This is a genomic window from Streptomyces sp. NPDC005393, assembly GCF_040606675.1.
GTDB lineage: Bacteria > Actinomycetota > Actinomycetes > Streptomycetales > Streptomycetaceae > Streptomyces.
Map to the genome: position 1 here is coordinate 43084 of NZ_JBEXFG010000021.1, position 22344 is coordinate 65427.

Sequence of the window (22344 nt, forward strand, 5' to 3'; positions counted from 1 at the left end):
GTCAGTGCTCCTTCATCAACTCGGCGTACGGACCCTGGGCTGCGGCGAGCTCCTCGTGCCGGCCGCGTTCCACGACCGTCCCGTGGTTCAGGACGAGGATCTCGTCGCTGTCGCGCACGGTGCTGAGCCGGTGGGCGATCACCACGCACGCGCAGCCGCGGCGGCGCAGGTTGTCCATGACGGTCTGCTCGGTCTGGGCGTCCAGGGCGCTGGTCACCTCGTCCAGCACCATGACGCTGGGGCGGCGGACCAGGGCTCGGGCGATCTCCAGCCGCTGCCGCTGGCCGCCCGAGAAGTTACGCCCGTCCTGCTCCACCCGGCAGTGGATGCCCTCGGGGCGCCGCATGATCACGTCGTAGAGCGCGGCGTCCCGCAGGGCGGCCACCACCGCGTCGTCCGGGATCGACGGGTCCCACAGCGCGACGTTGTCCCGCACCGTCCCCTCGAAGAGGAAGACGTCCTGGTCGACGAAGGAGACCGAGGCGGCCAGCGCGCCCCGGGGAATGTCCTCCAGACGCTGCCCGTCGATGCGGATGGCCCCCTCCCACGGGCTGTAGAGGCCGGAGACGAGCCGGGACACCGTCGACTTGCCGCTTCCCGAGCCGCCGACCAGCGCCACCTGCCGGCCGGGGCCGACGGACAGCGTGAAGTCACGCAGAAGCGGCTCGTCCAGCGGGTTGTAGCCGAAGGTGATGTTCTCCAGCGTCACATGGCCGGTCAGCCGGCGGGTGTCCGCCGCCGGCTCGTCGCGCGCGTACAGCGTGTCCACCGGGAAGCTCTCCACGTCCTTGAGCCGGGCCACGTCCGCGGAGAAGTCCTGGATGCGCCCGGCCACGCCGTTCAGCCGGCTGATGGGCGCGGTGAAGCGCGTCACCAGCGCTTGGAAGGCCACCAGCAGGCCGACCGAGATGTGGCCCTCGACGGCCCGCAGCCCGCCGATCCACAGGATCAGCGCGCTGTTGAGCGTGGCGAGGGTGGGCGCGACCACGGCCAGCACCGCACTCGGTACGCCCAGCCGCTGCTGCTCCTCCAGCGTGACGGCGTGCTGGCCCGCCCAGCGGCGGAAGTATCCGTTCTCGCCGCCGGTGGCCTTCATCGTCTCGATGAGCTGGAGACCCGTGTACGAGGTGGTGGTCAGCCGGGCGGTGTCGGCCCGCAGCTTCTGCGTCCTGGTGGCCCGCAGCCGCACCACCACGCGCATCGCCACCACATTGAGCAACGCCAACCCGACGCCCACCAGGGTCAGTTGGGGATCGTAGGTCCACAGCAGGAGGGCGTAGAGGACGACGACGATCCCGTCGACCGCCGCGGCGGCCAGATCGCGGGCGAGCGTCTCCGCGACGGTGTCATTGGACCGCAGGCGCTGGACCAGATCCGCCGGACTGCGCTGCGCGAAGAAGGTGACGGGCAGCCGCAGCAGGTGGCGCAGGAACCGCGCGCTGCTGAGCGTGGAGGAGATGATGCGTCCGCGCAGCAGGTTGGCCTGCTGGACACCGGTCAGCACCGCGGTCAGCACCAGCGCCACGGCCATGGACGCGAACAGCGGCCCCAGCATCGAGGACTGGCCGCCGAGCAGGAAGGCGTCGATGAAGGTGCGGCTCAGCGCCGGCACCGCCGCCCCCACCGCCACCAGCAGCAGGCTGGCCAGCAGCGAGGCCAGCAGGGTGCCCGTCGTCCCCCGCATCCGCGCGGGCAGGGCGCCCAGCACACCGGGGCGGCTGCCGCCCCGGCGGAAGGACGCGTCGGGCTCGAAGACCAGGGCGACCCCGGTGAAGCTCGTGTCGAACTCCTCGACGGGGACGAAACGGCGCCCCTTGTCGGGGTCGTTGATGTGGACGCCGCGCTTGCCGAACCGCCGCCCCATGCCGTCGTAGACGACATAGTGGTTGAACTCCCAGAACAGGATCGCCGGCGCCTGGACCTCCGCCAGGCTCTCCGGCTCCATCTGCATGCCCTTGGCGCGCAGACCGTAACTGCGCGCGGCCTTCAGCACGTTGCTGGCGCGCGACCCGTCGCGCGAGACGCCGCAGGCGATCCGCAGCTCCTCCAGCGGGACGTGCCGTCCGTAGTGCCCGAGCACCATGGCGAGCGACGCGGCACCGCACTCCAGCGCCTCCATCTGGAGCACGGTGGGGGTGCGCACGGTCCGGCGCCGGGACTTCCTCGGCCCGTCCCCGCGGCGCGGGGCGCGCCGTCGTCCCCGCGTCGGTTCCAGGCGGCGGCGTCCGCTGCTCCCGGCGGGTGCCGGCCGGGGCGGTCCGCCCTCGTTCGTCGTGGTCACGGAAGCAGCCAATCGATGGGGTGCCGGGCGGCCAGATGGATCGTGCCGTCGGCCGGGGTCATGGAGGCGAGGGCGAACGGCGGGCCCTTCGGGGAGGACCAGCGGTAGCCCGAGCGGGTGGCGGAGGACCGGTCCAGGCGTACCGTCACCGCGACCGGCGGGCCCTGCTTCGAGAACTCCTCACCGAGCTGCTCGCTGCCGAGGAAGGAGCCGATCTGCTGGCGCGACTGGGCGGTCCGGCCGACCGACCGGACGTGGCCACGCAGCACCCCGTAGGTCTGCGTCGGCACCGAGGGCACGCTGAGGTCGACCGCCGAGCCGACCGGCACCGACGCCGCCCGGTCCGCCGGTACGTACAGGGTCGCGGTCAGCGGGTCGTCGGAGTGGCGGACGCGCTCCACGGACGCCACGTTCGCGCCGGTGGTGAGGACGGAGCCGATCGAGACGGCCATGGTGGTGAGCCGGCCGGCGGCGAGGGTGCGTACGACCGTGCTGCCGCGCGGGGTCTGGACCTTCAGCAGCGGTGTGCCCGCGGGCAGGGTGCTGCCCTCCTTGGCGAGTACGGAGGTCACCTGGCCCGCGATCGGGCTCTGCAGTACGTAACTGCCCTGCCCGTGGGTGAGGACGCCGGAGGCGCCCAGCGTGTTCGAGACGGTGCCCGTCACGGCCCAGACGCAGGCCGCGGCCATGACGACGAGCGTGACCGTCAGAGCGAGCCATCCCTGGGGGCGGGCGTAGCGGACCGGCAGATCGATGTCCTCTGCCGACTGCAGCTTGGAAAGGGCCTGCTGGCGGAACTGCACGAGAGTCTTTCCTCAACCGCAAGGGAATTGATCGGGGCACCGCGGCGCGGGCCGACGGTGTGGCCGTGGACGGCCGAGTGCCCCGGACCAGGCTGGCCCGGGGCACAGGGCCGGTCGCTCAGCGAGGCCGAGCGACCGGTGGTGCCGCACCCGGCGGCACCGGAAGGCGGTGGCGCCTCAGAGACCGGCGACCGTGCCGACGACACCGGAGGTGTTGAGGCCGGTCAGGCCGTCCACGGTGCCGGTGGCGGTGCCGGCGGCACCGGTGACCGGGGCGGTGACGGAGTCAACGGTGCCCAGGGCGTCGCCCACGACACCGAGCCCGCCGGCCACGTTGTCCAGCTCGGCGTCGGAGATCTCCTGGGTGGCGACCTTGGGTGCGGAGTTCATTATTGCGTCTCCCTTGGATGACTATGTCGAAAATGAGCGTGCACGGCCTGCGGTTGCCGAATGGCATCGGCTTCCGCAGCACGTTCACAGGATTCCGGGGACCGGGATCCCGCGAACGCCTCAGCGCGGAAGGATGTAACCACGCCTGATCGCCGCGCAGCGAATCAACCAACGTACGGAATCGCCCATTCCGCCACTTTCCGATCACATGCCGCGCACAGGTGCCCCCGTTATCGACGCCCTTTCTTCACACAACAGTCACCGTTCACACGGGAGTGCTCTCCAACTCCGCCGGGTCGACCACGCAATCCCGACGAAGCCGCCGCACCCAAGGCGGTTATGGCGCCGCCACCGGGCAGTACGCGTGACATCTGTGTAATAGGTGTGCCGATCACTTGAAGGCTGGACGACCGGCGGTCACATTCGGCCTCCGGCACGTTTCGGGACTCGGCTGCCCACATGACGCGGACGACATCTTTTCCGCGGACGCCGCCGGACTCCAGCGGGACGCGCCACGGCGATGCCGACGACGCCGGCGAGCGGATGGACCGTATCCACAACCGGGTGAAGCGCCCGGCTTTCGACATAGCGGGTCAGCGCGACGAAACGTTCATGTGAGGGATTTCTGCTGAAGAAACACACCCGCGACCCGAATACGGCGGACGCGAGGACATAAAGCGAGGGATCGCACAATCTCCTCCGTATCGAAGGAATTCGCCACCATGCGCCCTCCTGGCGCCAGAAGCCGCCGGCCGCCGGGGGCGGACGGCCACGGACTCGGCGGCGCCTCCGGCCGGGCCGCCCCCAGCACCTCGTCGCAGATCCAGGGCGGAGGAGACCGGCTGAGCCGGATGCCTCCAGCGGGACACGAAGGCGCCCACCAGGGATATCACCCGACTATGTGAGGTATGTCGCGATTGCGGGTAAGGAGCCCTCGTGACCACCTACCCGCGGCGACGGGTCACGCTCGTCCTGGCCGTCCTCGTCGCTCTGGCGGCGGCGCTGCTCGCGGCCGGAGGGAGCGCTCGCGCCGAAACGGACGTGGACAAGATCGGCCACGCGCTGCGGAGCAACCCCGTGTACGTCGATCCCGGCGCACGCGACAGGCTGAGCCCCGGGCAGGCGCACGAGCTCGCGGGCCGCATCCGCGACACGGGCGTGCCCATCTACGTCGCCGTCCTGCCGGACAACCCCGCGTACGGAGGGAACCGGATCTTCGACCGGCTGCGTGCCGCCGTCGACCGCCCGGGCGTGTACGCGGTCGCGATGGGCTCGTCGTTCGGCGCGGCCTCCGATGCCTCGGTGCTGCCGGGACGCGTCTCGCAGGCGCTGGCGCAGCAGAACCTGCGCCAGCACCCCCGTGACCTCTCGGCCGCCCTGGACGGCTTCGTGGCCGACGTGGCGGCGAAGACCAGCGACCGGAGTGCCCATGACTCCACCGGTCTGTCGACGGGCGGTGCCGTGGTGCTGCTGGTCCTCCTGGCCGCGCTCGGCGGAGGCGGCTTCTTGATGGTGCGGCGCACCCGCAAGCACCGCCGGGAGCGGGAGCGGGCCGAGCTGGAGCAGGTGCGCGGCGCGGTCGACGAGGACATCACCGCCTATGGCGAGAAGCTCGGCAAGCTCGGCTTCAGCCCCTCCGACCCGGCGTCCACGCCCAAGATGGTGGACGACTACGGCCGTGCCCTGGACGCGTACGAGAGGGCCAAGGCGGAGTCCGCCGCCGCCCGGCGCCCCGAGGACGTACGGGCGGTGACCGAGGCGCTGGAGGAGGGCCGCTTCGCGCTGACGGTGCTCGACGCCCGCCGCGAGGGCAGCCCGCTTCCCGAGCGGCGCCCGCCGTGTTTCTTCGACCCCCGGCACGGCCCGTCGGTCCGGGACGTCGAATGGGCACCCGAGGGTGGCGCCCAGCGGACGGTCCCGGCATGCGCCGCCGACGCCACCCGCATCGACGACGGCCTCGAACCGGACGCCCGCACCGTCCCCGTCGGCGGCGGACGGCGCCCGTACTGGGAGGCGGGCCCGGCCTACGCCCCTTGGGCGGGCGGGTACTTCGGCGGGTACGGATCGATGCTGCTGCCGGGGCTGCTGATCGGAACACTGCTGGGCGAGTCCATGGTCCCCGGCTACGACCCCACTGACTTCGGAGACGGCTTCGGGAACGGCGGGGACTTCGGAGGAGGCTTCGGGGACGGCGGCGGCTTCGGCGACGGCGGCGACTTCGGAGGTGGCTTCGGCGGGGGCTTCGGCGACGGCGGTTAGAACGTCTCTTTACCTACACGGAGTAACGACACGGAGAGTGACATGTTGGCCATCCTCGGACTCATCATCCTGGCCGCCGCGGCTGTCATCGGTGTGGTCGGCGTCCTCGGCAACCTCGACGGCGGGCACACGCTCACCGGGTTCAGCGTGTTCGGCTACCACGCCGGCTCCACCGGCACACTCTTTCTCTCCGGCATCGTCGTGGGAGCCGCCGCCCTGCTCGGGCTGACGCTGCTGCTGGCCGGTGCGCGCCGCTCCCACGCCGCACGCCGTGGCTTCAAGCAGCATCGCGAGATCACGGACACCACCACGGCCCGCGGCGACCGGCGCCGCGGCCGGTTGCACCCGTTCGGGCACCGGGCCGCCCATCGATAGCGGCCCGTCGACAGACGCAAGGGAGTCACCCATGAAGGTCGGCAAGAAGATCGCTCACAGCGCCGAAGCCGTCAAAGGCGGCACCAAGAAGGCACTCGGCCGCGTCACCGGCAACCGCCGTCTCCACGCGGAGGGACGCGGCGCCCAGGCGAAGGGCGACGCCAAGCAGTCCGGTTCGAAGATCAGGGACGCCTTCCGGCGCTGACCCCGAGGAGAGGTCGACGGCGCCACGGGGCGGGCGCCGGCCGGCTGCACCGGCGGCCGTCACGTCCCGTGGAGCCTGCGGGCATACGGCGAGACCCCGCCGCGACGGGGGAAACGCGGCGGGGCCCACCGTGCGGATGCCCAGGCTCGGGGAGGTCATGCCCCGGAAACACCGGAACGTTCCTGACGACGCGTCACCGACTGGCCAGTCCTGGCGCACATCCCCCGCGACCGAAGCGGCGAAGCCGCGAGGCCGGGCTCGGCGGCGCCGGACCGCACCCGGCCCGTAACGGAATTCAGGACTCCGAAACGTCCGGCGCGGATTACGTTCGATCGCCGCAAGGGAAGTCCGCTTCCCGCTTGGCGCATTCGAGGTCGGCTCAGGTGTTCGACCCCCTCTTCGACAACGATCTCTTTTGCGGATCCGCAGGGCCCTGAGGGGGGCGCAAAGGACGCGCGCAGCCCACCTCCCTTGCCACGCGGCTCACACAAGGTACTTCAACATTTAACAAATAGAGAGAGATAGCACCACAGCCGATCTCCTCTCATCCGGCGAGATTCAGCCCGTCCCCGAGTGCGCGCGAACCACCACTTGTTGACGGTCCAGTAATGTCATCCCTAATTTCATCCGCGCCGTTTTACTCGAGAATCCCAAGCCATACGTTCGACATGCATGCCCGAATTATCTCTGTTTCCCCCCGCATGAGCGATTACTTCGGAGAAAACATGTCATCCGCCGCGGACCTTGGCGATCTTGTCATCGGCATCACTCCGTTCGGGGAACCGGACGCCAGACTCACCGCGGCGGTCTGCCGCGCGGGCGGTCTTGGAGTGCTTGACCTGGGAACTACGGGCCGAAGAGCCCGCGAGGCATGGGAGCGCACCCACGACTGGGTGGCCGACGGCAGATACGGGGTGCGGGTGGCGGCGGGCTGCCGCCTCACGCCCGCGGACCTGCCGGACGCGATGGCCTCCCCCACGGCGGGTCCTCCGTGGGAGGGCGGGCCCGGTCCGCACACGGTGGTGCTCGGCGTGGACGCGCCCTGGCCACTCGAGGCCGTCTCGGATCGCTGTCGAGTGCTGGTCGAGGTCACCAGCCTGGACGAGGCTCTCGGGGCGATCCGGGCCGGGGCACACGGGCTGATCGCCCGGGGCAGTGAGAGCGGCGGCCGGATCGGTTCCTTGAGCACCTTCGTCCTCCTGCAGCGACTCCTCGCCGAGCCCGGGGTGTCCGTACCGGTGTGGGCCTGTGGCGGCATCGGGCCGCGGACGGCCGCGGCGGCCGTTATCGGGGGCGCGGCCGGGGTCGTGCTGGACACCCAGCTGGCCCTGCTCGCCGAATCGGGGCTCCCGGAGGAACGGGCCGCCGCGCTCCGCTCCATGGACGGTTCGGAGACCACCGTCGTCGACGGGCACCGTGTGCTGCGGCGCCCAGGTCGCGCCCCGCAGGCCGGGCCGCCGCTGCCGGTGGGCCAGGACGGCTTCCTCGCCGCGCGCTTCGCCGAACGCTGGCGGGACGTCGGCCGGGCCGTCCGGGGCGTGACCCACGCCGTCCGGGAAGCCGTACAAGAGGCCGTACGGGATGGCTCCGCCGTCGCGGCGCTGCGCCCCGACTCGCCGCTCGGCACCAGCCTCGGCACCCGGCTGCCGGTCGCGCAGGGCCCGATGACCCGGGTCAGCGACCAGGCCCGATTCGCCTCCGCCGTGGCGGCGGACGGCGCGCTGCCGTTCATCGCGCTCGCCCTGGCCGGCCGGGAGCAGGCGCGCACCATGCTGGAGGAGGCCGCAGCCGCGCTGGCCGGGCGGCCCTGGGGCGTCGGCGTCCTCGGCTTCGCCCCCGAGGAGATCAGAAGCGCGCAGCTCGAGGCGGTACGGGAGATCCGCCCCAGCCACGCCGTCATCGCGGGCGGACGGCCGTCACAGGCCGAGGCGCTGGAGCGGGCCGGGATCGCCACCTTCCTTCATGTGCCCTCGCCCGGTCTGCTGCGCCAGTTCCTCCAGGCCGGGGCCCGGCGGTTCGTCTTCGAGGGCTCCGAGTGCGGCGGCCATGTGGGTCCGCGCCACAGCTTCCCGCTCTGGGAGGCCCAGATCGCGGTCATCGAGGACTTCCTGGACGGCACGGGCGGTACGGGCGGTACGGGCGGTACGGCTGCGGACGGCGTGGACGGCGTGGACGGCACGGGCATCGAGATCTTCTTCGCCGGCGGGGTGCACGACGAGCGGTCCGCCGCGATGGTGGCCGCGCTCGCCGCCCCGCTGACCCGGCGCGGCGTCGCCATCGGGCTGCTGATGGGCACCGCGTATCTGTTCACCGAGGAGGCGGTGGCACACGGCGCCGTACAGCCGCTCTTCCAGCGCCAGGTGGTGGCCGCCGAGCGCACCGCGCTGCTGGAGACCGGCCCTGGCCACGCCACCCGATGCGTGGACAGTCCCTTCACCGAGAGCTATCGCGCCATCAAGGAGCGGCTGCGCGCGGAGGGTGTGCCGGACCGGGAGCTCTGGGAGCGGCTGGAACGGCTCAATGTGGGGCGATTACGGATCGCCAGCAAGGGCGTGGACCGTGGCCCCGACGGCGCGTTGGCGCCGGTCGGGGAGGAACGCCAGCTCAGCGAGGGCATGTTCATGGCCGGTCAGGTCGTGGTGCTGCGCTCGGCCACCACCACGATCGGCGCGCTGCACCACGCGGTCGCCCCGGCCGCCGCGGACTTCCTCGCCGGGCGTGCGGAAGCGCTGCGCGAGCGCTTGGGCGTGGACGTGGCTCCCGCGACGGCCGAGGCGCCCCCGCCACTGGACGTGGCCGTGGTCGGCATGGCCTGCATGTTCCCGGGGGCGCCCGATCTCGCCTCGTTCTGGGGCAATGTGGTGGGCGGCGTGGACGCCGTCACCGAAGTGCCCGCCGAGCGCTGGGACCCCGCCGTCCACTACACGGGCGGCAAGGACGGCGCCACCACCTCCAAATGGGGCGGCTTCCTGTCGCGTATCCCCTTCGACCCGCTGCGCTACGGCATCCCCCCGGCCTCGCTCGGCAGCATCGAACCCGTGCAACTGCTGGCCCTGGAGGCCGCCCGCCGGGCGCTGGACGACGCCGGGTACGGCGACACCGGCCAGGGCGGGCGGACCTTCGACCGCACCCGTACGTCCGTGGTCTTCGGCGCCGAGGCGGGCAGCGACCTGTCCACCGCGCAGACGCTGCGCGCCGTCCTGCCGTCGTACTTCCGTGAGGTGCCGGAGGGCCTGACCGAGCAGCTGCCCGGACTCACCGAGGACTCCTTCCCCGGCATGCTCGCCAACGTCATCTCCGGGCGGATCGCCAACCGGCTCGACCTCGGCGGCGCCAACTACACCGTGGACGCGGCGTGCGCGTCGTCGCTGGCAGCCGTCGACGTCGCCTGCAAGGAGCTGACCGCCGGCACCAGCGACGTCGTGCTGTGCGGCGGCGCCGATCTGCACAACGGCATCAACGACTACATGCTCTTCTCCTCGGTGCACGCCCTGTCCCCGACCGGCCGCTCCCGGACCTTCGACAGCTCGGCCGACGGCATCGCGCTCGGCGAGGGCGTCGTATGCGTCGTCCTCAAGCGGCTGGCCGACGCCGAGCGGGACGGCGACCGGGTCTACGGCGTCATCAAGGGCGTCGGCTCCTCCAGCGACGGCCGCTCGCTCGGGCTGACCGCCCCGCGCCCCGAGGGCCAGCGGGCCGCTCTGGAGCGCGCGTACGCGAACGCCCGCGTCTCCCCCGCGGACGTCGGCCTGGTGGAGGCGCACGGCACCGGCACGGTCGTCGGCGACCGTACCGAACTCACCGTCCTCGGCGCGGTGTTCGCGGAGGCCGGCGCCGCACCCGGCGCGTGCGCGCTCGGCTCCGTGAAGTCCCAGATCGGGCACACCAAGTGCGCCGCCGGGCTGGCCGGGCTCGTGAAGACCGCGTTGGCGCTGTATACGGGCGTCAAGCCGCCGACGCTGCATCTGAGACGGCCGAACGCCGCCTGGGACGCGGAGGGCAGTCCCTTCGCCTTCCACACCGAGGCGCGGCCGTGGGCCACAGCGCCCGCCGAACGGGTCGCCGGGGTCAGCGCGTTCGGCTTCGGCGGGACCAACTTCCATGTGGTGCTGTCCGCACATGGCCGGGGCGCGCCACCCGCGCACGGTCTGGACGCCTGGCCCGCCGAGCTGTTCCTCTTCCGCGGAGCCGATCGGGCGGCGGCCCTGCGCAGGGTCGAGGAGACGCTGCGGCAGGTCGAGGCCAACGACACCGCCGGGCGGCCGTGGCGGCTGCGGGACCTCGCGCTGGCCGCCTCGCGGCGCGCCGACGCCGGGCACGAGCCGGTGCGGGTCGCGGTGGTGGCCTCGGATCCGGACGACCTGGCCGGGCGGTTGCGGCGGGCGCTTGCGGGCAATGTGTCCGGCCTCGATCCGCGGAAGCCGGACGGGCTGTATGTGACGCCGGATGTCTCCGCGGACGGGCTGGAGCCGGGCAAGGTCGCCTTTCTCTTCCCCGGGCAGGGCAGTCAGCGGCCCGGGATGTTCGCTGAAGCGCTCATCGCGTTCCCCGAGCTGCAGCGGCATCTGCTCCTCGGGCGCGCGTACGCCGACGCGTTGTATCCCCCGACCGCCTTCGACGAGGAGGGGAAGGCGGCGCAGCGGGCCGCGCTCACCGATACGCGGGTGGCGCAGCCCGCACTGGGGATCGCCGGGCTCGCCGCGTACACGCTGCTCACCTCGGCCGGGGTGCGGCCCGATATGGCGGCCGGGCACAGTTACGGCGAGCTGGTCGCGCTGTGCGCGGCCGGTGCCCTGGATCCCCGTGCGCTGCTGGAACTGAGCGCCGAGCGGGCGGCCGCGATCCTGGGCGCCGCCGAGGCCGCCGGGGACGAGCCGGGCACCATGGCCGCCGTGACCGCCGCGCCCGAGGAGATCGGGCGGGTGCTGCGGGGCGCCGGGCCGGCCGAGCGCGTCGTGTCCGCCAACCACAACGCGCCGCGCCAGACCGTGATCTCCGGACCCGGGCGGGACGTCGAGGACGCGGTGCGGCTGCTGCGGGAGGCCGGGCACTCGGCCAAGCGGATCCCGGTGGCCTGTGCCTTCCACAGTCCGCTGGTGGCCGGTGCCGGGGCGCGCTTCGCCGAGGCGCTGGCCGATCGGCCGGTGCGGGCGCCGGAGTTCGACGTCTGGGCGAACCGCACCGCCGCCCCGTACGGCGCGGAGCCGGATGCCATCCGGGCCGAACTCGCCGCCCAGATCGGTGCCCCGGTCCGCTTCGCGGAGCAGATCGAGGCCATGTACGAGGCGGGCGCCCGGGTCTTCGTGGAGGCGGGCCCCGGCACGGTGCTCACCCGGCTGGTCGGGGAGATCCTCGGCGACCGCCCGCACCGCGCCGTCGCGTGCGACGGGCGGCGGGGCGGCTCCGAGGGGCTGCGCGGATTCCTCGACGCCCTCGCCCGGCTGGCCGTCGCCGGGCTGCCGGTGCGTACGGGCGGGCTGTTCCGCGGGCGTGACGCCGTGGCCGCGGATCCCGCCGCGCCGCCGAAGCGGCCCGGCTGGACGGTCGACGGGCAACTGGTCCGCACCGCGGACGGTGAGCTTCTTCCCGGTGCGCTGGCACCGGCCCGACGAGTCGTGGAGGCGACGGTGAGCCAGGCGGACCGGACAGATGGCGGTGGCCACGGAGACAGAGACGCCCTGATCTCCGAGTTCCTGAGAACCAGCCGGGAGATGATCGCCGCCCAGCGCGACGTCCTCCTCACGTACTTCGGCGCCTCGCCGGACGCACGGATCCCGGCACCGGCCGCGCCCGCCTCGGTGGCCGTGCCCGTGGTCGCCGCGCTCCCCGCACCGGCCGAGCCCGCCGAGCTCGCGGCCCCCGCCGTCGGGCCGACGGCGCCCGAGGCAGCGCCGGTCGCCGCGCCTGACGTGCTGCGCGCGGTCTCCGAGATCATCAGCGAACGCACCGGCTATCCGGTCGACATGATCGAACCCGACCTCGACCTCGAAGCCGACCTCAGCATCGACTCCATCAAACGGGCGGAGATCGCGGGTGAGTTGGCGAGGCGGCTCGGCGTCGCGGGGGCCGGTACGGCCGCCCTGGGCGACGAGGAGCTGGAGGAGCTGACCAAGGCCCGTACTACTGCCGCCGTCACCGACTGGCTCACCGCCCGGCTCGCGCCCGCCCCCGGCCCCACCCCCGATGCCGCTGCCGCTGCCGTTGCCGCTATCACTGTCACGCAGACGGAGCCGGAGGCCGTGCTCGGCGTGGCGCCCAAGCGACTTCAGCTGATGCCCGTGCCGCTGGCGGGCGGGGCGGACGAGGGCGCTGTGCCGCCCGATCCGACCGGCCAGCGCTTCGCGCTGCTGGGCGGGGACGGCGACGGGGTGGCCGACGCGGTCGCCGCCCGGCTGGCCGGGCACGGCGCCGAGGCCGTGGTCCTCGCCGCCGGTCATCTGCTCGCCGAGGAGGACGGCCGGGTGGACGGCGTGCTGCTGCTCGACCCGTTGGCCGGGGCCGGCGCGCCCGTGCTGCCGGAGGCGTTCGGAGTGCTCCAGGCGGCGCTGCGGCGCGGTCCGCGCCGGCTGCTGGCCGTCCGCCGCGACGACCCGCTCGACGCGCGGTCGGCCGGGCTGCGCGGGGTGTTCCGTACGGTGGCCAGGGAGTACCCGGACCTGGTCGCCACGGTGGTGGACCTCCCCGCCGAGACGGCCGCGTCCGCCGAAGCCGTCGCCGACGCGCTGCTCGACGAGCTGCTCGCCCCGGACCGTACGCCCGTCGTGCTGCGCACCGCCGACGGGCAGCGGCACCGGCTGGACCTGGTGGAGACCGCGCTCGGCGCGCTCGCCGGCTCGGGCGCCGGGCCCGCGGGCGACGGCGCGGCGGAGGCCGCCGCGATCGGTCTGGACCGCGACTCCGTGGTGGTCCTGGCCGGCGGGGCGCGGGGCATCACCGCGCGGTTCGCCGCCGCCCTCGCGTCCGCCGCCCGCTGCCGGATCGAGTTGCTCGGCCGTACGCCGGAGCCGGCCGGCCCGGAGGACCCGGCCACCGCCGGGGCGCGCGACGAGGCGGCCCTGCGCGCGGCGCTCGCCGCCCAGGGCGGCCGCACCCCCGCCGAGATCCAGCGGGAGGCCGCCCGGATCCTGGCGCGGCGCGAGGTCGCCGCGACCCTGGAGGAGTTGAGCGCCCTGGGCAGCCGGGTGCGCTACCGCTCGGTGGACTTCCGCGACGCGGAAGCGGTGCTCCAGGCTGTGAAACAGATCCACGCCGACCACGGGCGGCTGGACGGCCTCGTCTACGCGGCGGGCGTGATCGAGGACCGGCTGATCGCGGAGAAGTCCGCCGAGTCCTTCCAGCGGGTGTTCCGCACGAAGGTGGACGGCGCGAGCACGCTGCTGGACGCCGTGGCGGAACTGCCCGAAGGCCCGGCGTTCGCGGTGCTGTTCGGCAGCGTCTCCGCCGTCCTCGGCAACCGTGGCCAAGTGGACTACGCGGCGGCCAATGACGCGCTGGAAGCCCTCGGCGCGCGATGGCGCGCCCGCACCGGCCGCCGGGCGCTGACCGTGCACTGGGGCCCGTGGGCGCCGACCGGCGCGCACGGCGGGATGGTCACGCCGGAGCTCGGCCGCGAGTACGCGCGGCGCGGCATCTCGCTCATCGACCCCGAGGAGGGCACGCTGGCGCTGCTGCGCGAGCTGGCCTGGGGCGACGAGTCGGCCGGGGCCGTCGTCTACACCGCCTCGGGCTGGTGAGCATGGCGGACGGACACCCGCCCCAGCGGCCTCCGGTGGCCATCGTCGGGATGTCCGTGCTGCTGCCCGGCTCCCCCGGGCTGGACGCCTACTGGCGCAACCTGGTCGGCGGCGTGGACGCGATCACCGAGGTCCCGGCCGGACGGTGGGACGCCTCCTTCTACGATCCGGACGGCTACGATCCCACGGGCGGCGGCACCACGCCCACGGCGCCCGACCGGGTGTACTGCCGACGGGGCGGCTTCGTCGACGAGTTCGCTGAGGTGGAGGCGGCCCGGTTCGGGATCATGCCCAACTCGGTGTCCGGCACCGAGCCCGATCAGCTGATCGCCCTGGGCGTCGCGGCGGCGGCCCTCGCCGACGCGGGCGGCGAGGACCGGCTGCCCGACCGGCAGCGGGTGGGCGTGGTGCTGGGCCGGGGCGGCTATCTCACCCCCGGTCTTGTCCGGCTCGACCAGCGGGTGCGCACCGCGCACCAGCTCGTACGGACCCTCGGCGAGCTGCTGCCGGACCTTCGGCCCGACCAGCTCGACCGGGTACGGACCGCCTTCGCCGAGCGGCTCGGCCCGGACCGGCCCGAGGCGGCAATCGGCCTGGTGCCCAACCTCGCCGCCTCGCGCGTCGCCAACCGGCTCGACCTGCGCGGGCCCGCGTACACCGTGGACGCCGCCTGCGCGTCGTCGCTCGTCGCCGTCGACCAGGCGGTGGGCGAGCTGGCCTCCGGGCGGTGCGATGTGATGCTGGCGGGCGGTGTGCACCACTGCCACGACATCACCCTGTGGAGCGTCTTCACTCAGCTGCGCGCGCTGTCACCGAGCCAGCGGATCCGGCCCTTTCACCGCGCGGCCGACGGCCTCCTGATCGGCGAGGGCACCGGCGTGGTCGTCCTCAAGCGGCTCGCCGACGCGCAGCGCGACGGGGACAGGGTCTACGCGGTGATCCGCGGCACCGGCGTGGCCTCGGACGGCCGCGCCACGGGCCTGGTCAACCCGGACCCGGGCGGACAGACGCGGGCGGTACGGCAGGCGTGGCGCGCGGCCGGCCTCGACCCGCGCGCGCCGGGCTCGATCGGGCTGCTGGAGGCGCACGGCACGGCCACACCCGCCGGGGACGCGGCCGAACTGGCCACCCTGGCCGACGTGTTCGGGCCCCGGGCAGCGCGTGGGGACACGGCCGTCATCGGCTCGGTGAAGTCGATGATCGGCCACACCATGCCCGCCGCCGGTGTCGCGGGCTTGGTCAAGGCCGCCCTCGCGGTCCACCACGGGCGGCTGCTGCCCACGCTGCACTGCGACGACCCGCATCCGGCGCTGGCGTCCACCCGGTTCCGTACGCTCGACTCGGCCGCGCCCTGGGAAGCGCCCGTGCGGCGCGCGGCGGTGAACGCCTTCGGATTCGGCGGGATCAACGCCCATGTGGTGCTGGAGCAGCCGCCGTCGGCTTCGGTGAAGCGGCGGCCCGCGACCGTCGTCACGGAACCGGAGCAGGTCCTGGCTCTCGCGACGGACACCCCGGAGCGGCTGGCCGAACTGCTGGCGGCGGACGACGCGACCGTACGGTCCACCGTGACGGGGCGGGATGCCCGTACGAGGCTGGGCCTCGTCGAGCCCACCGCCAAACGGCTCGCGCTCACGCGGCGCATGGTCGCCAAGGGCCGTCCGTGGCGCGGCCGCAACGACATCTGGTTCACACCGGCGCCCCTGCTCGCCGCGGACCCCGCGCCCGCCGGGAAGCTGGCCTTCGTCTTCCCTGGTCTCGAAGCCGAATTCGAACCCCATGTGGAAGGCGTCGCCGAGTACTTCGGGCTGGCCCGCCCGGCCGGCGACCGCTCCGGCGGGGCGGCGCGCGTCGGTGACATCGGCCGCCATGGCGTGGGCGTCTTCGGCATCGGGCGACTGCTGGACGCGGCGCTGCGGCGGATGGGGGTCGTGCCGGACGCGGTGGCCGGGCACAGCGTCGGCGAGTGGACCGCGATGGCCGCGGGCGGCCTCTACGCCGGCGAAGCGGTCGACGCCTTCCTCGACTCCTTCGACCCCGACGCGGTGCGCGTGCCCGGCCTGGCCTTCGCCGTCCTCGGCGCCGGCGCGCAGCGGGTGCTGGACGCGCTCACGGAGCGGGCGCGGAGCCGGATCGTGCTCTCGCACGACAACGCGCCGAGCCAGTCGATGGTGTGCGGGCCGCGGGCCGATGTCGAGGAGTTCGTCGGGGCCATGCGCTCCGAGGGGGTGATAGCCCAGGTCCTGCCCTTCCAATCCGGCTTCCACACGCCGATGCTCGCCCCCTGCATCGGCCCCATGCGCTCCGTGGCGGAACGCTTCGAGCTGCTCCTGCCGCCCCGCGTCCCCGTCTGGTCCGGGACGACCGCCGCGCCGTATCCGGCGACCGAGGCCGGGGTGCGCGAACTCTTCCTGCGGCATCTGCTGGAGCCGGTGCGCTTCCGGGAGCTGACACAGGCCCTGTACGAGGCGGGCTTCCGCGCGTTCGTGCAGGTCGGCACCGGTCAGCTGGCATCGCTCATCGGTGACACGCTGCACGGCCGCGACCATCTGGCGGTGGCGGCCAACTCCCCCCACCGCGACGGCATCGCCCAACTGCGCCGGGTCGCCACCGCGCTCTGGACGGAAGGCGCCCAGGTGGACCCGACGCTCCCGCGCATGCGCGCGCGCTCCGCCAGGTCCCTCCCTCCGGTGCGCCTGAACCTGGACGGCGCGCTGATCTCCCTGAGCGAGCCGAACCTGACGGCCCTACGCGCCGACCTGACGTCTGCCGCATCGGCTCTGTCCCCCCACCCACCCCTCCCCGGGGCCGCGGCAGGTGGCGCAACCCCGGCCTCCGGCTCCGGCGACGGCGACGGCGACGGCGACGGCGACGGCGACCGTCCGGTTGTGGGCAATCGTTCCTCCCCCGGCTACCGCCGGGAGGTGCCCCCAGGGCGGAACGGGTGGGCACAACCCGACCCGCACCCGGCGACGGCGAGCACCCACCACGGCGCGACGCCGCACCTGCTCCATACGTTGGCGGCCGGCCACCCCGCCGCGGCCGAACTGAAGGCCCTGCTCCGCGACACAGCCAACACGGCGGCCGAACTGATCGCGGCAAGCCGCACCAGGCAACCCACCGAACGCCGAACCGACCTCCGTGTCTCCACCGAGACGATGCCCTACCTCCGCGACCACTGCTTCTTCCCCCAACGCCCCGGCTGGCCGGACGAGTCGGACCGCCGGCCCGTGGTCCCGGCCACCACGATCGTCCACTACCTCATGGACGCGGCGGAAAAGATGGCGGGCGGCGGCGCCGTGGCCGTCGCCGTGCACGGCGCCCGGTTCGACCAGTGGGTGACCGCGTCCCCGCCCAGCACCGTCACGGTCACCGCGACGCCCTGCCCCGACAACCCCGCCCACCGCACCGTCACCTTCGGCCGCGGCGCCCGCGCCACCGTCGAGCTCGCGCCCCGCTACCCGGAGCGGAACTCCCCCTGGCGTACGGACCCCGGCACCGAGCGCACCCCCGACCACACCGCGGCGGATCTCTACGACGAGCGCTGGATGTTCCACGGCCCGGCGTTCCAGGGCATCACGGAGATCACCGCGATCGGCGAGGCGCACATCCGCGGCACGATCACCACCCCGCCCGCACCCGGCGCGCTGTTGGACAACGTCGGCCAGCTCCTCGGTTACTGGATCATGGCGACCCGCGCCGAGCGGACCGTCGTCTTCCCGGTCGGGATGCGGCTGATGCGCTTCTTCGGCCCGCATCCGCGCCCCGGCACGCGAGTGCGGTGCGTGGTCAGGATCGGTTCGCTGACCGATGCGGCGCTGGAGGCCAACGTACAGCTGCTGATCGGCGGCGAGGTGTGGGCCGAGCTGTCCGGCTGGCGGGACCGCCGGTTCGACAATCACCCGGACACCCGGCCCGTGGAGCGCTTCCCGCAGCGCAATACGCTCTCCCGGCCCCAGCCAGGCGGCTGGTCGCTGCTGCACGAGCGCTGGCCGGATCTGGCGTCGCGCGATCTGATCATGCGTAACCATCTGGGCGGGGCCGAGCGCGCCGGGTACGAGCGGCAGGCCCCGCGCGGCCGAAGGCAGTGGCTGCTGGGCCGGATCGCGGCCAAGGACGCCGTACGGCGGTGGCTGTGGGAGCACGGGGAGGGCCCGGTCTTCCCTGCCGAGATCCGGATACGCGACGACGAGCAGGGCCGCCCGTACGCCGTCGGCGTGCACGGCCGGGCCCTGCCCGAGCTGGGTCTCTCGCTGGCGCACCGGGCCGAGGCCGGGGTCGCCCTGGTGGTGCCGCGCCGCGCGGGCGGGGGCCCTGGCCCCGGCATCGGTATCGCGGAGTTCGCCGATCGCGAGGAGCCCACCCTCGCGATCGCCTTCGGACCATCGGAGCTCGCGCTCCTCGCGGCCGTACGCGCCGCGGACGGCGGGTCGAGCGCCCGGTGGGCCGCCGCCTTCCGGGCCGCGAAGGAGGCGGCCGCGAAGGCGGAGGGCACCGGCATCCGCCTTCGGCCTCGGGACGTCACCGTGGTCGACGCGGAGGTGGCACCGGGCGACAGCGAAGGAGACACGCGAGGCGCCCGGCTCGTCGTCGAGGTGGCCACGGCCCCCGGGCACCGGCCGCGCCGCTACGAGGTGGACACCACGACCCTCGCCAACCCGCCCGGGTTGCCGAGCAGGAACTACGCCGTGGCTTGGACGACCGGCCCGGACCATGGCGAACAGGACGAGGAGAGGGATCAGTGACCAACGTCAAGCAGACCGCCCCGGCGCCCGTGGCCGATGAACCGATCGTGCTCGCCGGCATCGCCGGGATGCTCCGGAGCATGCTCGACGAGTACGGCCTCGACGACATCGAGGTCACGATGGAGACCCGCTTCGCCGAGGATCTGGAGCTGGAGAGCATCGACCTGGTGACTCTGGCGGGCAGTCTGGAGGCCCGGTACGGGCGGCAGGTCAACTTCGCCGCCTTCGTGGCCGATCTGGAGCTTGACGCGATCATCGACCTCAGCGTCGGGCAGCTCGTGAGGTACGTCGTGCGGTGCCTCAGGACAGCCGAGGAGGGCTGACCCATGGCGGTGATCCACACCGGCGGCGGGCCGGACGGCGTCGGACTGCACGTACAGCGGCTGTCCTCACCGGAGGACCGCCCGCCCACCGCCACCGCCGTGCTCGTCCACGGCCTGCTCACCGACTCCCTGGCCAGCTGGTACTTCACCGTGGCACCGGGTCTCGCCGCCGCCGGGCTGGATGTGGTGATGTACGACCAGCGGGGGCACGGCCGCAGCGAGCGCCCGGATTCCGGCTATCGGCTGGACGCGTTCGTCACCGACCTGGAGCGGCTGCTCGACCGCCTGGAGATCACCGGTCCGGTCCATCTGGTGGGCAACTGCTTCGGCGGAACGGTGGCGTTCGGGTACGCCATGCTCCATCCGGAACGAGTGGCCGGCATCTGTGTGATCGAGGCGAAGCCCGCCACCGAGGGCTGGCTGACGGAGATCAGCGGGATATTCCGGCGCGTCGTCGCCGAACTGGTGGCGCACGAGGCGGAGTCGCTGGCCTGGCTCAGCGCCCACCGGGGCGCCCACACCGCGCGGCTGGCCAAGTCGGCGGCCCGGCTGGTCCGTACGACCACCCTCGCCGAGGACATACCGGCGAGCCGGACGGTGAGCCAGGAGCAGGTCCGCCGGGTGCGCTGCCCGGTGCTCGCCGTGTACGGCGCCGACTCCGAACTCGCCGGACATGAGGGGTGGCTGGAGTCGGCGCTGCCCGGCACCCGGACGGTCGTGCTGCCGGGGCAGGGGCACTCCGTCCTGGCCGAGGCCCCCTCGCACATATCCGAACTGCTGGTGTCCTGGATCCGCGAGCCGGGGACCGGCGCCCCGGCAGCGGTCCCTCTGCTGGAGGCCGACGCCTCATGAGCGAGCCCACTGGCGCAACACCACCCCCTTCCCCGAACCGCTTTCTCTTCGTCGTGCCGCCGCTCGTCGGGCATATCAACCCCACCGTCGGCGTGGGAGCCGAACTGACCGCCCGTGGCCACCAGGTGGCCTGGGCCGGGCTGCCGGAGGTCGTCGGGCGGCTGACCGGGGACGGGGCGAGGATCTACCGCTGCCCCGGGCCGCTGCTCGGCGAGGGCGGGGCGGAGCGCCCGCCGGACGTACGCGGACCGGGGGCGCTGAAGTTCCTGTGGGAGCGGTTCCTGGTGCCGCTCGCCGAGGCCATGGCCCCGGGTGTCCGTACGGCGATCGAGGAGTTCCGCCCGGATGTGGTGGTCGCCGACCAGCAGACCGTGGCGGGCGGACTGGTGGCCGAGCGGCTGGGCGTACGGTGGGCCACGTCCGCCACCACCTCGGCGGAGTTCACCGGCGCGCTGGACGGCATGCCCAAGATCGACGCCTGGCTGGACCGGCTCCTGGGCGAGGTGCGGGGCCGGATCGGCGATCCGGCCGGCACGGCCGACCCCCGGTTCTCGCCCGATCTGGTGCTGGCCTTCACCACCGAGGAGCTGGCCGGGCGGCCCGTCCGGGCGGGCGACCGCATCCGGTACGTGGGCCCGTCGATCGCCGAGCGCCCGGCCGCGGCGGACTTCCCATGGGAGTGGCTGGACCCCGCGCGCCCCACGGTCCTGGTCACGCTCGGCACCGCGAACGTGGGCGCCGGGGCGCGGTTCCTCGCCGAGTGCCGGGAGGCCGGACGGGCCCGCGCCGACCGCTTCCAGACGGTCGTCGTCGATCCGGCGGGCTCGCTCGGCCCGGCCGCCCCGGACGGCAAGGACGTCCTCGCGCTCCCCTACGTCCCGCAACTCCCACTGCTGGAGCGGGTGGGCGCGGTCGTGTGCCACGCGGGGCACAACACCGTGTGCGAAGCCCTGTGGCACGGCGTCCCGCTCGTCGTGGCCCCGATCCGGGACGACCAGCCCGTCGTGGCCGCACAGGTGGTGGGCGCGGGCGCGGGCATCCGGGTCAGGTTCGGCAGGGTACGGGCGCCGGCGCTCGGCGAAGCGCTCGACGCCGTCCTGTACGAACCGGGCTACCGCGCGGCGGCCGAGCGCGTCGGCGCGTCCTTCCACGCGGCGGGCGGCCCCGCCGCGGCAGCCACCCATCTGGAACGGCTGGCCGGCGAGGCCACCGCCCGGACCACTCCCACCTCCGAGGGGGAACGATGAGCCACGGCACCGACGTACCCAAGACGCCTGGGACGACACCCGGGTTGTCCGTCGGGCCCGGGGCGCCCGCGAAGCCGTCCCGCGCCGAGACCGTCGCCGGGCTGCGCCCCCGCTACCAGGCCGACCTGGCGCACGGCACCGGGCGGTTCTTCGAGCCGCGCCGTACGGACTGCCCGTGGTGCGGCTCGGCGCGGCTGAAGCGGCGGCTGCGCACCAAGGACCGGTACCAGAACAAGCCGGGCCGCTGCCTGCTCGATGTGTGCCGGGACTGCCGCCATGTCTTCCAGAACCCCGCGCTGAACGGTGACGGGCTGGAGTTCTACTACCGGGACTTCTACGACGGGCTGGGCGAGAAGGACCTCGGCAATGTCTTCTCCGGCCGGGAGAAGATGTACCGGAGGCGCGCCGAGTCCCTGAAGCCCCAGGCCGACGCCCCGAAGACCTGGCTCGATGTCGGGACCGGCCACGGCCACTTCCCCGAAGTGGCCCGCACCGTCTTCCCCGGCACCCGCTTCGACGGGCTGGACTTCACCGATGGCGTCGACCTGGCCGAGCGGGCGGGACGGATCGATCACGGTATCCGGGGCAGCTTCCGGGAGCGGCTGGCCGAGAGCTACGACGTGGTGAGCATGTTCCACTACCTGGAACACAGCACGGACCCCCGCGCAGAACTGCGCGCCGCCCGTCGGTCCGTCCGCCCCGGCGGCCATGTGCTGATCGAGGTCCCCGACCCGGAGTGCTGGTTCGCCCGCCTCTTCGGCCGCTTCTGGCTGCCCTGGCTCCAGCCCCAGCATCTGCACTTCCTCCCCGTGGCCAACCTGCGGAAGGAGCTGACCTCGCTCGGCTTCACCGTGGTCGTCGAGCAGCACCGTGAGCCGTCCGACACGGTCGATCTGCTCGGCGCGGTATGGCTGACGGTGAACGCCGTCGCACCGCCCGAGGACTCCCCCTCGCTGGCCGAGCCGCCCGGTCGGGCGCGCCGGCTGCTGCGCTGCGCGCTCCTGCTGGCGGCCGTTCCCGCCCTCGTCGCCGCGACCGCGCTGGACCGGCTGCTGCTCAAGCCGCTTGCGGGGCTCGGAAAGGTGTCCAACGCCTATCGGGTGGTGGCCCGGCGCGACTGAACCGGGCCGGCAC

12 protein-coding genes are annotated in these 22344 nt (G+C 73.6%); 9 read left to right on the forward strand and 3 right to left on the reverse strand.

Translation table 11 applies throughout. The features are described 5' to 3' along the window. Nucleotide 1: 1 nt before the first annotated feature. The 3 genes from ABZS71_RS18995 to ABZS71_RS19005 form a co-directional block, all read right to left on the reverse strand. Complete coding sequence (locus ABZS71_RS18995; RefSeq protein WP_356211515.1) at nt 2-2143, reverse strand: NHLP family bacteriocin export ABC transporter peptidase/permease/ATPase subunit; 2142 nt, start codon at nt 2141-2143, stop codon at nt 2-4. Between the two features lie 134 nt (nt 2144-2277). Continuing rightward, nucleotides 2278-3084, reverse strand: a complete 807-nt coding sequence (locus ABZS71_RS19000; protein WP_355844564.1) for an HlyD family efflux transporter periplasmic adaptor subunit — start codon at nt 3082-3084, stop codon at nt 2278-2280. Nucleotides 3085-3261: 177 nt separating this feature from the next. Continuing rightward, nucleotides 3262-3474, reverse strand: coding sequence for a type A2 lantipeptide (locus tag ABZS71_RS19005; RefSeq protein WP_356211518.1), 213 nt, complete (start codon nt 3472-3474; stop codon nt 3262-3264). A gap of 936 nt (nt 3475-4410) precedes the next feature. Between ABZS71_RS19005 and ABZS71_RS19010 the strand changes: the two genes are divergently transcribed. From ABZS71_RS19010 to ABZS71_RS19050, 9 genes are all read left to right on the forward strand, one after another. Beyond that, nucleotides 4411-5733, forward strand: a complete 1323-nt coding sequence (locus tag ABZS71_RS19010) for a hypothetical protein (protein ID WP_356211521.1) — start codon at nt 4411-4413, stop codon at nt 5731-5733. Between the two features lie 42 nt (nt 5734-5775). Beyond that, the gene (locus ABZS71_RS19015) at nt 5776-6108 is read left to right on the forward strand and encodes a hypothetical protein (protein WP_356211524.1); all 333 of its coding nucleotides are present in this window, start codon (nt 5776-5778) and stop codon (nt 6106-6108) included. A 31-nt stretch (nt 6109-6139) separates the two neighbouring features. Next, nucleotides 6140-6313, forward strand: a complete 174-nt coding sequence (locus ABZS71_RS19020; RefSeq protein WP_355844579.1) for a CsbD family protein — start codon at nt 6140-6142, stop codon at nt 6311-6313. 725 nt (nt 6314-7038) lie between these two features. Beyond that, nucleotides 7039-14046 carry an SDR family NAD(P)-dependent oxidoreductase gene (locus tag ABZS71_RS19025; protein WP_356211527.1) on the forward strand — a complete coding sequence of 2336 codons (7008 nt, stop codon included), beginning with the start codon at nt 7039-7041 and terminating at the stop codon, nt 14044-14046. 2 nt (nt 14047-14048) lie between these two features. Next, on the forward strand, nt 14049-18788 hold the full coding sequence (locus ABZS71_RS19030) for a beta-ketoacyl synthase N-terminal-like domain-containing protein (RefSeq protein ID WP_356211530.1): 4740 nt from the start codon (nt 14049-14051) through the stop codon (nt 18786-18788). Next, complete coding sequence (locus tag ABZS71_RS19035; RefSeq protein WP_356211533.1) at nt 18785-19111, forward strand: acyl carrier protein; 327 nt, start codon at nt 18785-18787, stop codon at nt 19109-19111. The genes ABZS71_RS19030 and ABZS71_RS19035 overlap by 4 nt, the downstream gene beginning before the upstream one ends. Nucleotides 19112-19114: 3 nt before the next feature. Continuing rightward, a complete protein-coding gene (locus ABZS71_RS19040) occupies nt 19115-19963 on the forward strand; it encodes an alpha/beta hydrolase (protein WP_356211536.1) in 849 nt (282 codons plus the stop codon). Continuing rightward, nucleotides 19960-21210 (forward strand): glycosyltransferase, encoded by a 1251-nt coding sequence (locus ABZS71_RS19045; protein ID WP_356211539.1) that lies wholly within the window; start codon nt 19960-19962, stop codon nt 21208-21210. Before ABZS71_RS19040 ends, ABZS71_RS19045 begins: the two co-directional genes overlap by 4 nt. Then, nucleotides 21207-22331, forward strand: a complete 1125-nt coding sequence (locus tag ABZS71_RS19050; RefSeq protein ID WP_356211542.1) for a class I SAM-dependent methyltransferase — start codon at nt 21207-21209, stop codon at nt 22329-22331. The genes ABZS71_RS19045 and ABZS71_RS19050 overlap by 4 nt, the downstream gene beginning before the upstream one ends. The last annotated feature ends 13 nt before the right edge of the window (nt 22332-22344 follow it).

Bases quoted from the DNA above. Each gene is read 5' to 3' on its own strand.
- ABZS71_RS19040 (WP_356211536.1), top strand. From the start codon at position 19,115: ATGGCGGTGATCCACACCGGCGGCGGGCCGGACGGCGTCGGACTGCAC.
- ABZS71_RS19020 (WP_355844579.1), top strand. From the start codon at position 6,140: ATGAAGGTCGGCAAGAAGATCGCTCACAGCGCCGAAGCCGTCAAAGGC.
- ABZS71_RS19015 (WP_356211524.1), top strand. From the start codon at position 5,776: ATGTTGGCCATCCTCGGACTCATCATCCTGGCCGCCGCGGCTGTCATC.
- ABZS71_RS19025 (WP_356211527.1), top strand. From the start codon at position 7,039: ATGTCATCCGCCGCGGACCTTGGCGATCTTGTCATCGGCATCACTCCG.
- ABZS71_RS19050 (WP_356211542.1), top strand. From the start codon at position 21,207: ATGAGCCACGGCACCGACGTACCCAAGACGCCTGGGACGACACCCGGG.
- ABZS71_RS19005 (WP_356211518.1), bottom strand. From the start codon at position 3,474: ATGAACTCCGCACCCAAGGTCGCCACCCAGGAGATCTCCGACGCCGAG.
- ABZS71_RS19030 (WP_356211530.1), top strand. From the start codon at position 14,049: ATGGCGGACGGACACCCGCCCCAGCGGCCTCCGGTGGCCATCGTCGGG.
- ABZS71_RS19045 (WP_356211539.1), top strand. From the start codon at position 19,960: ATGAGCGAGCCCACTGGCGCAACACCACCCCCTTCCCCGAACCGCTTT.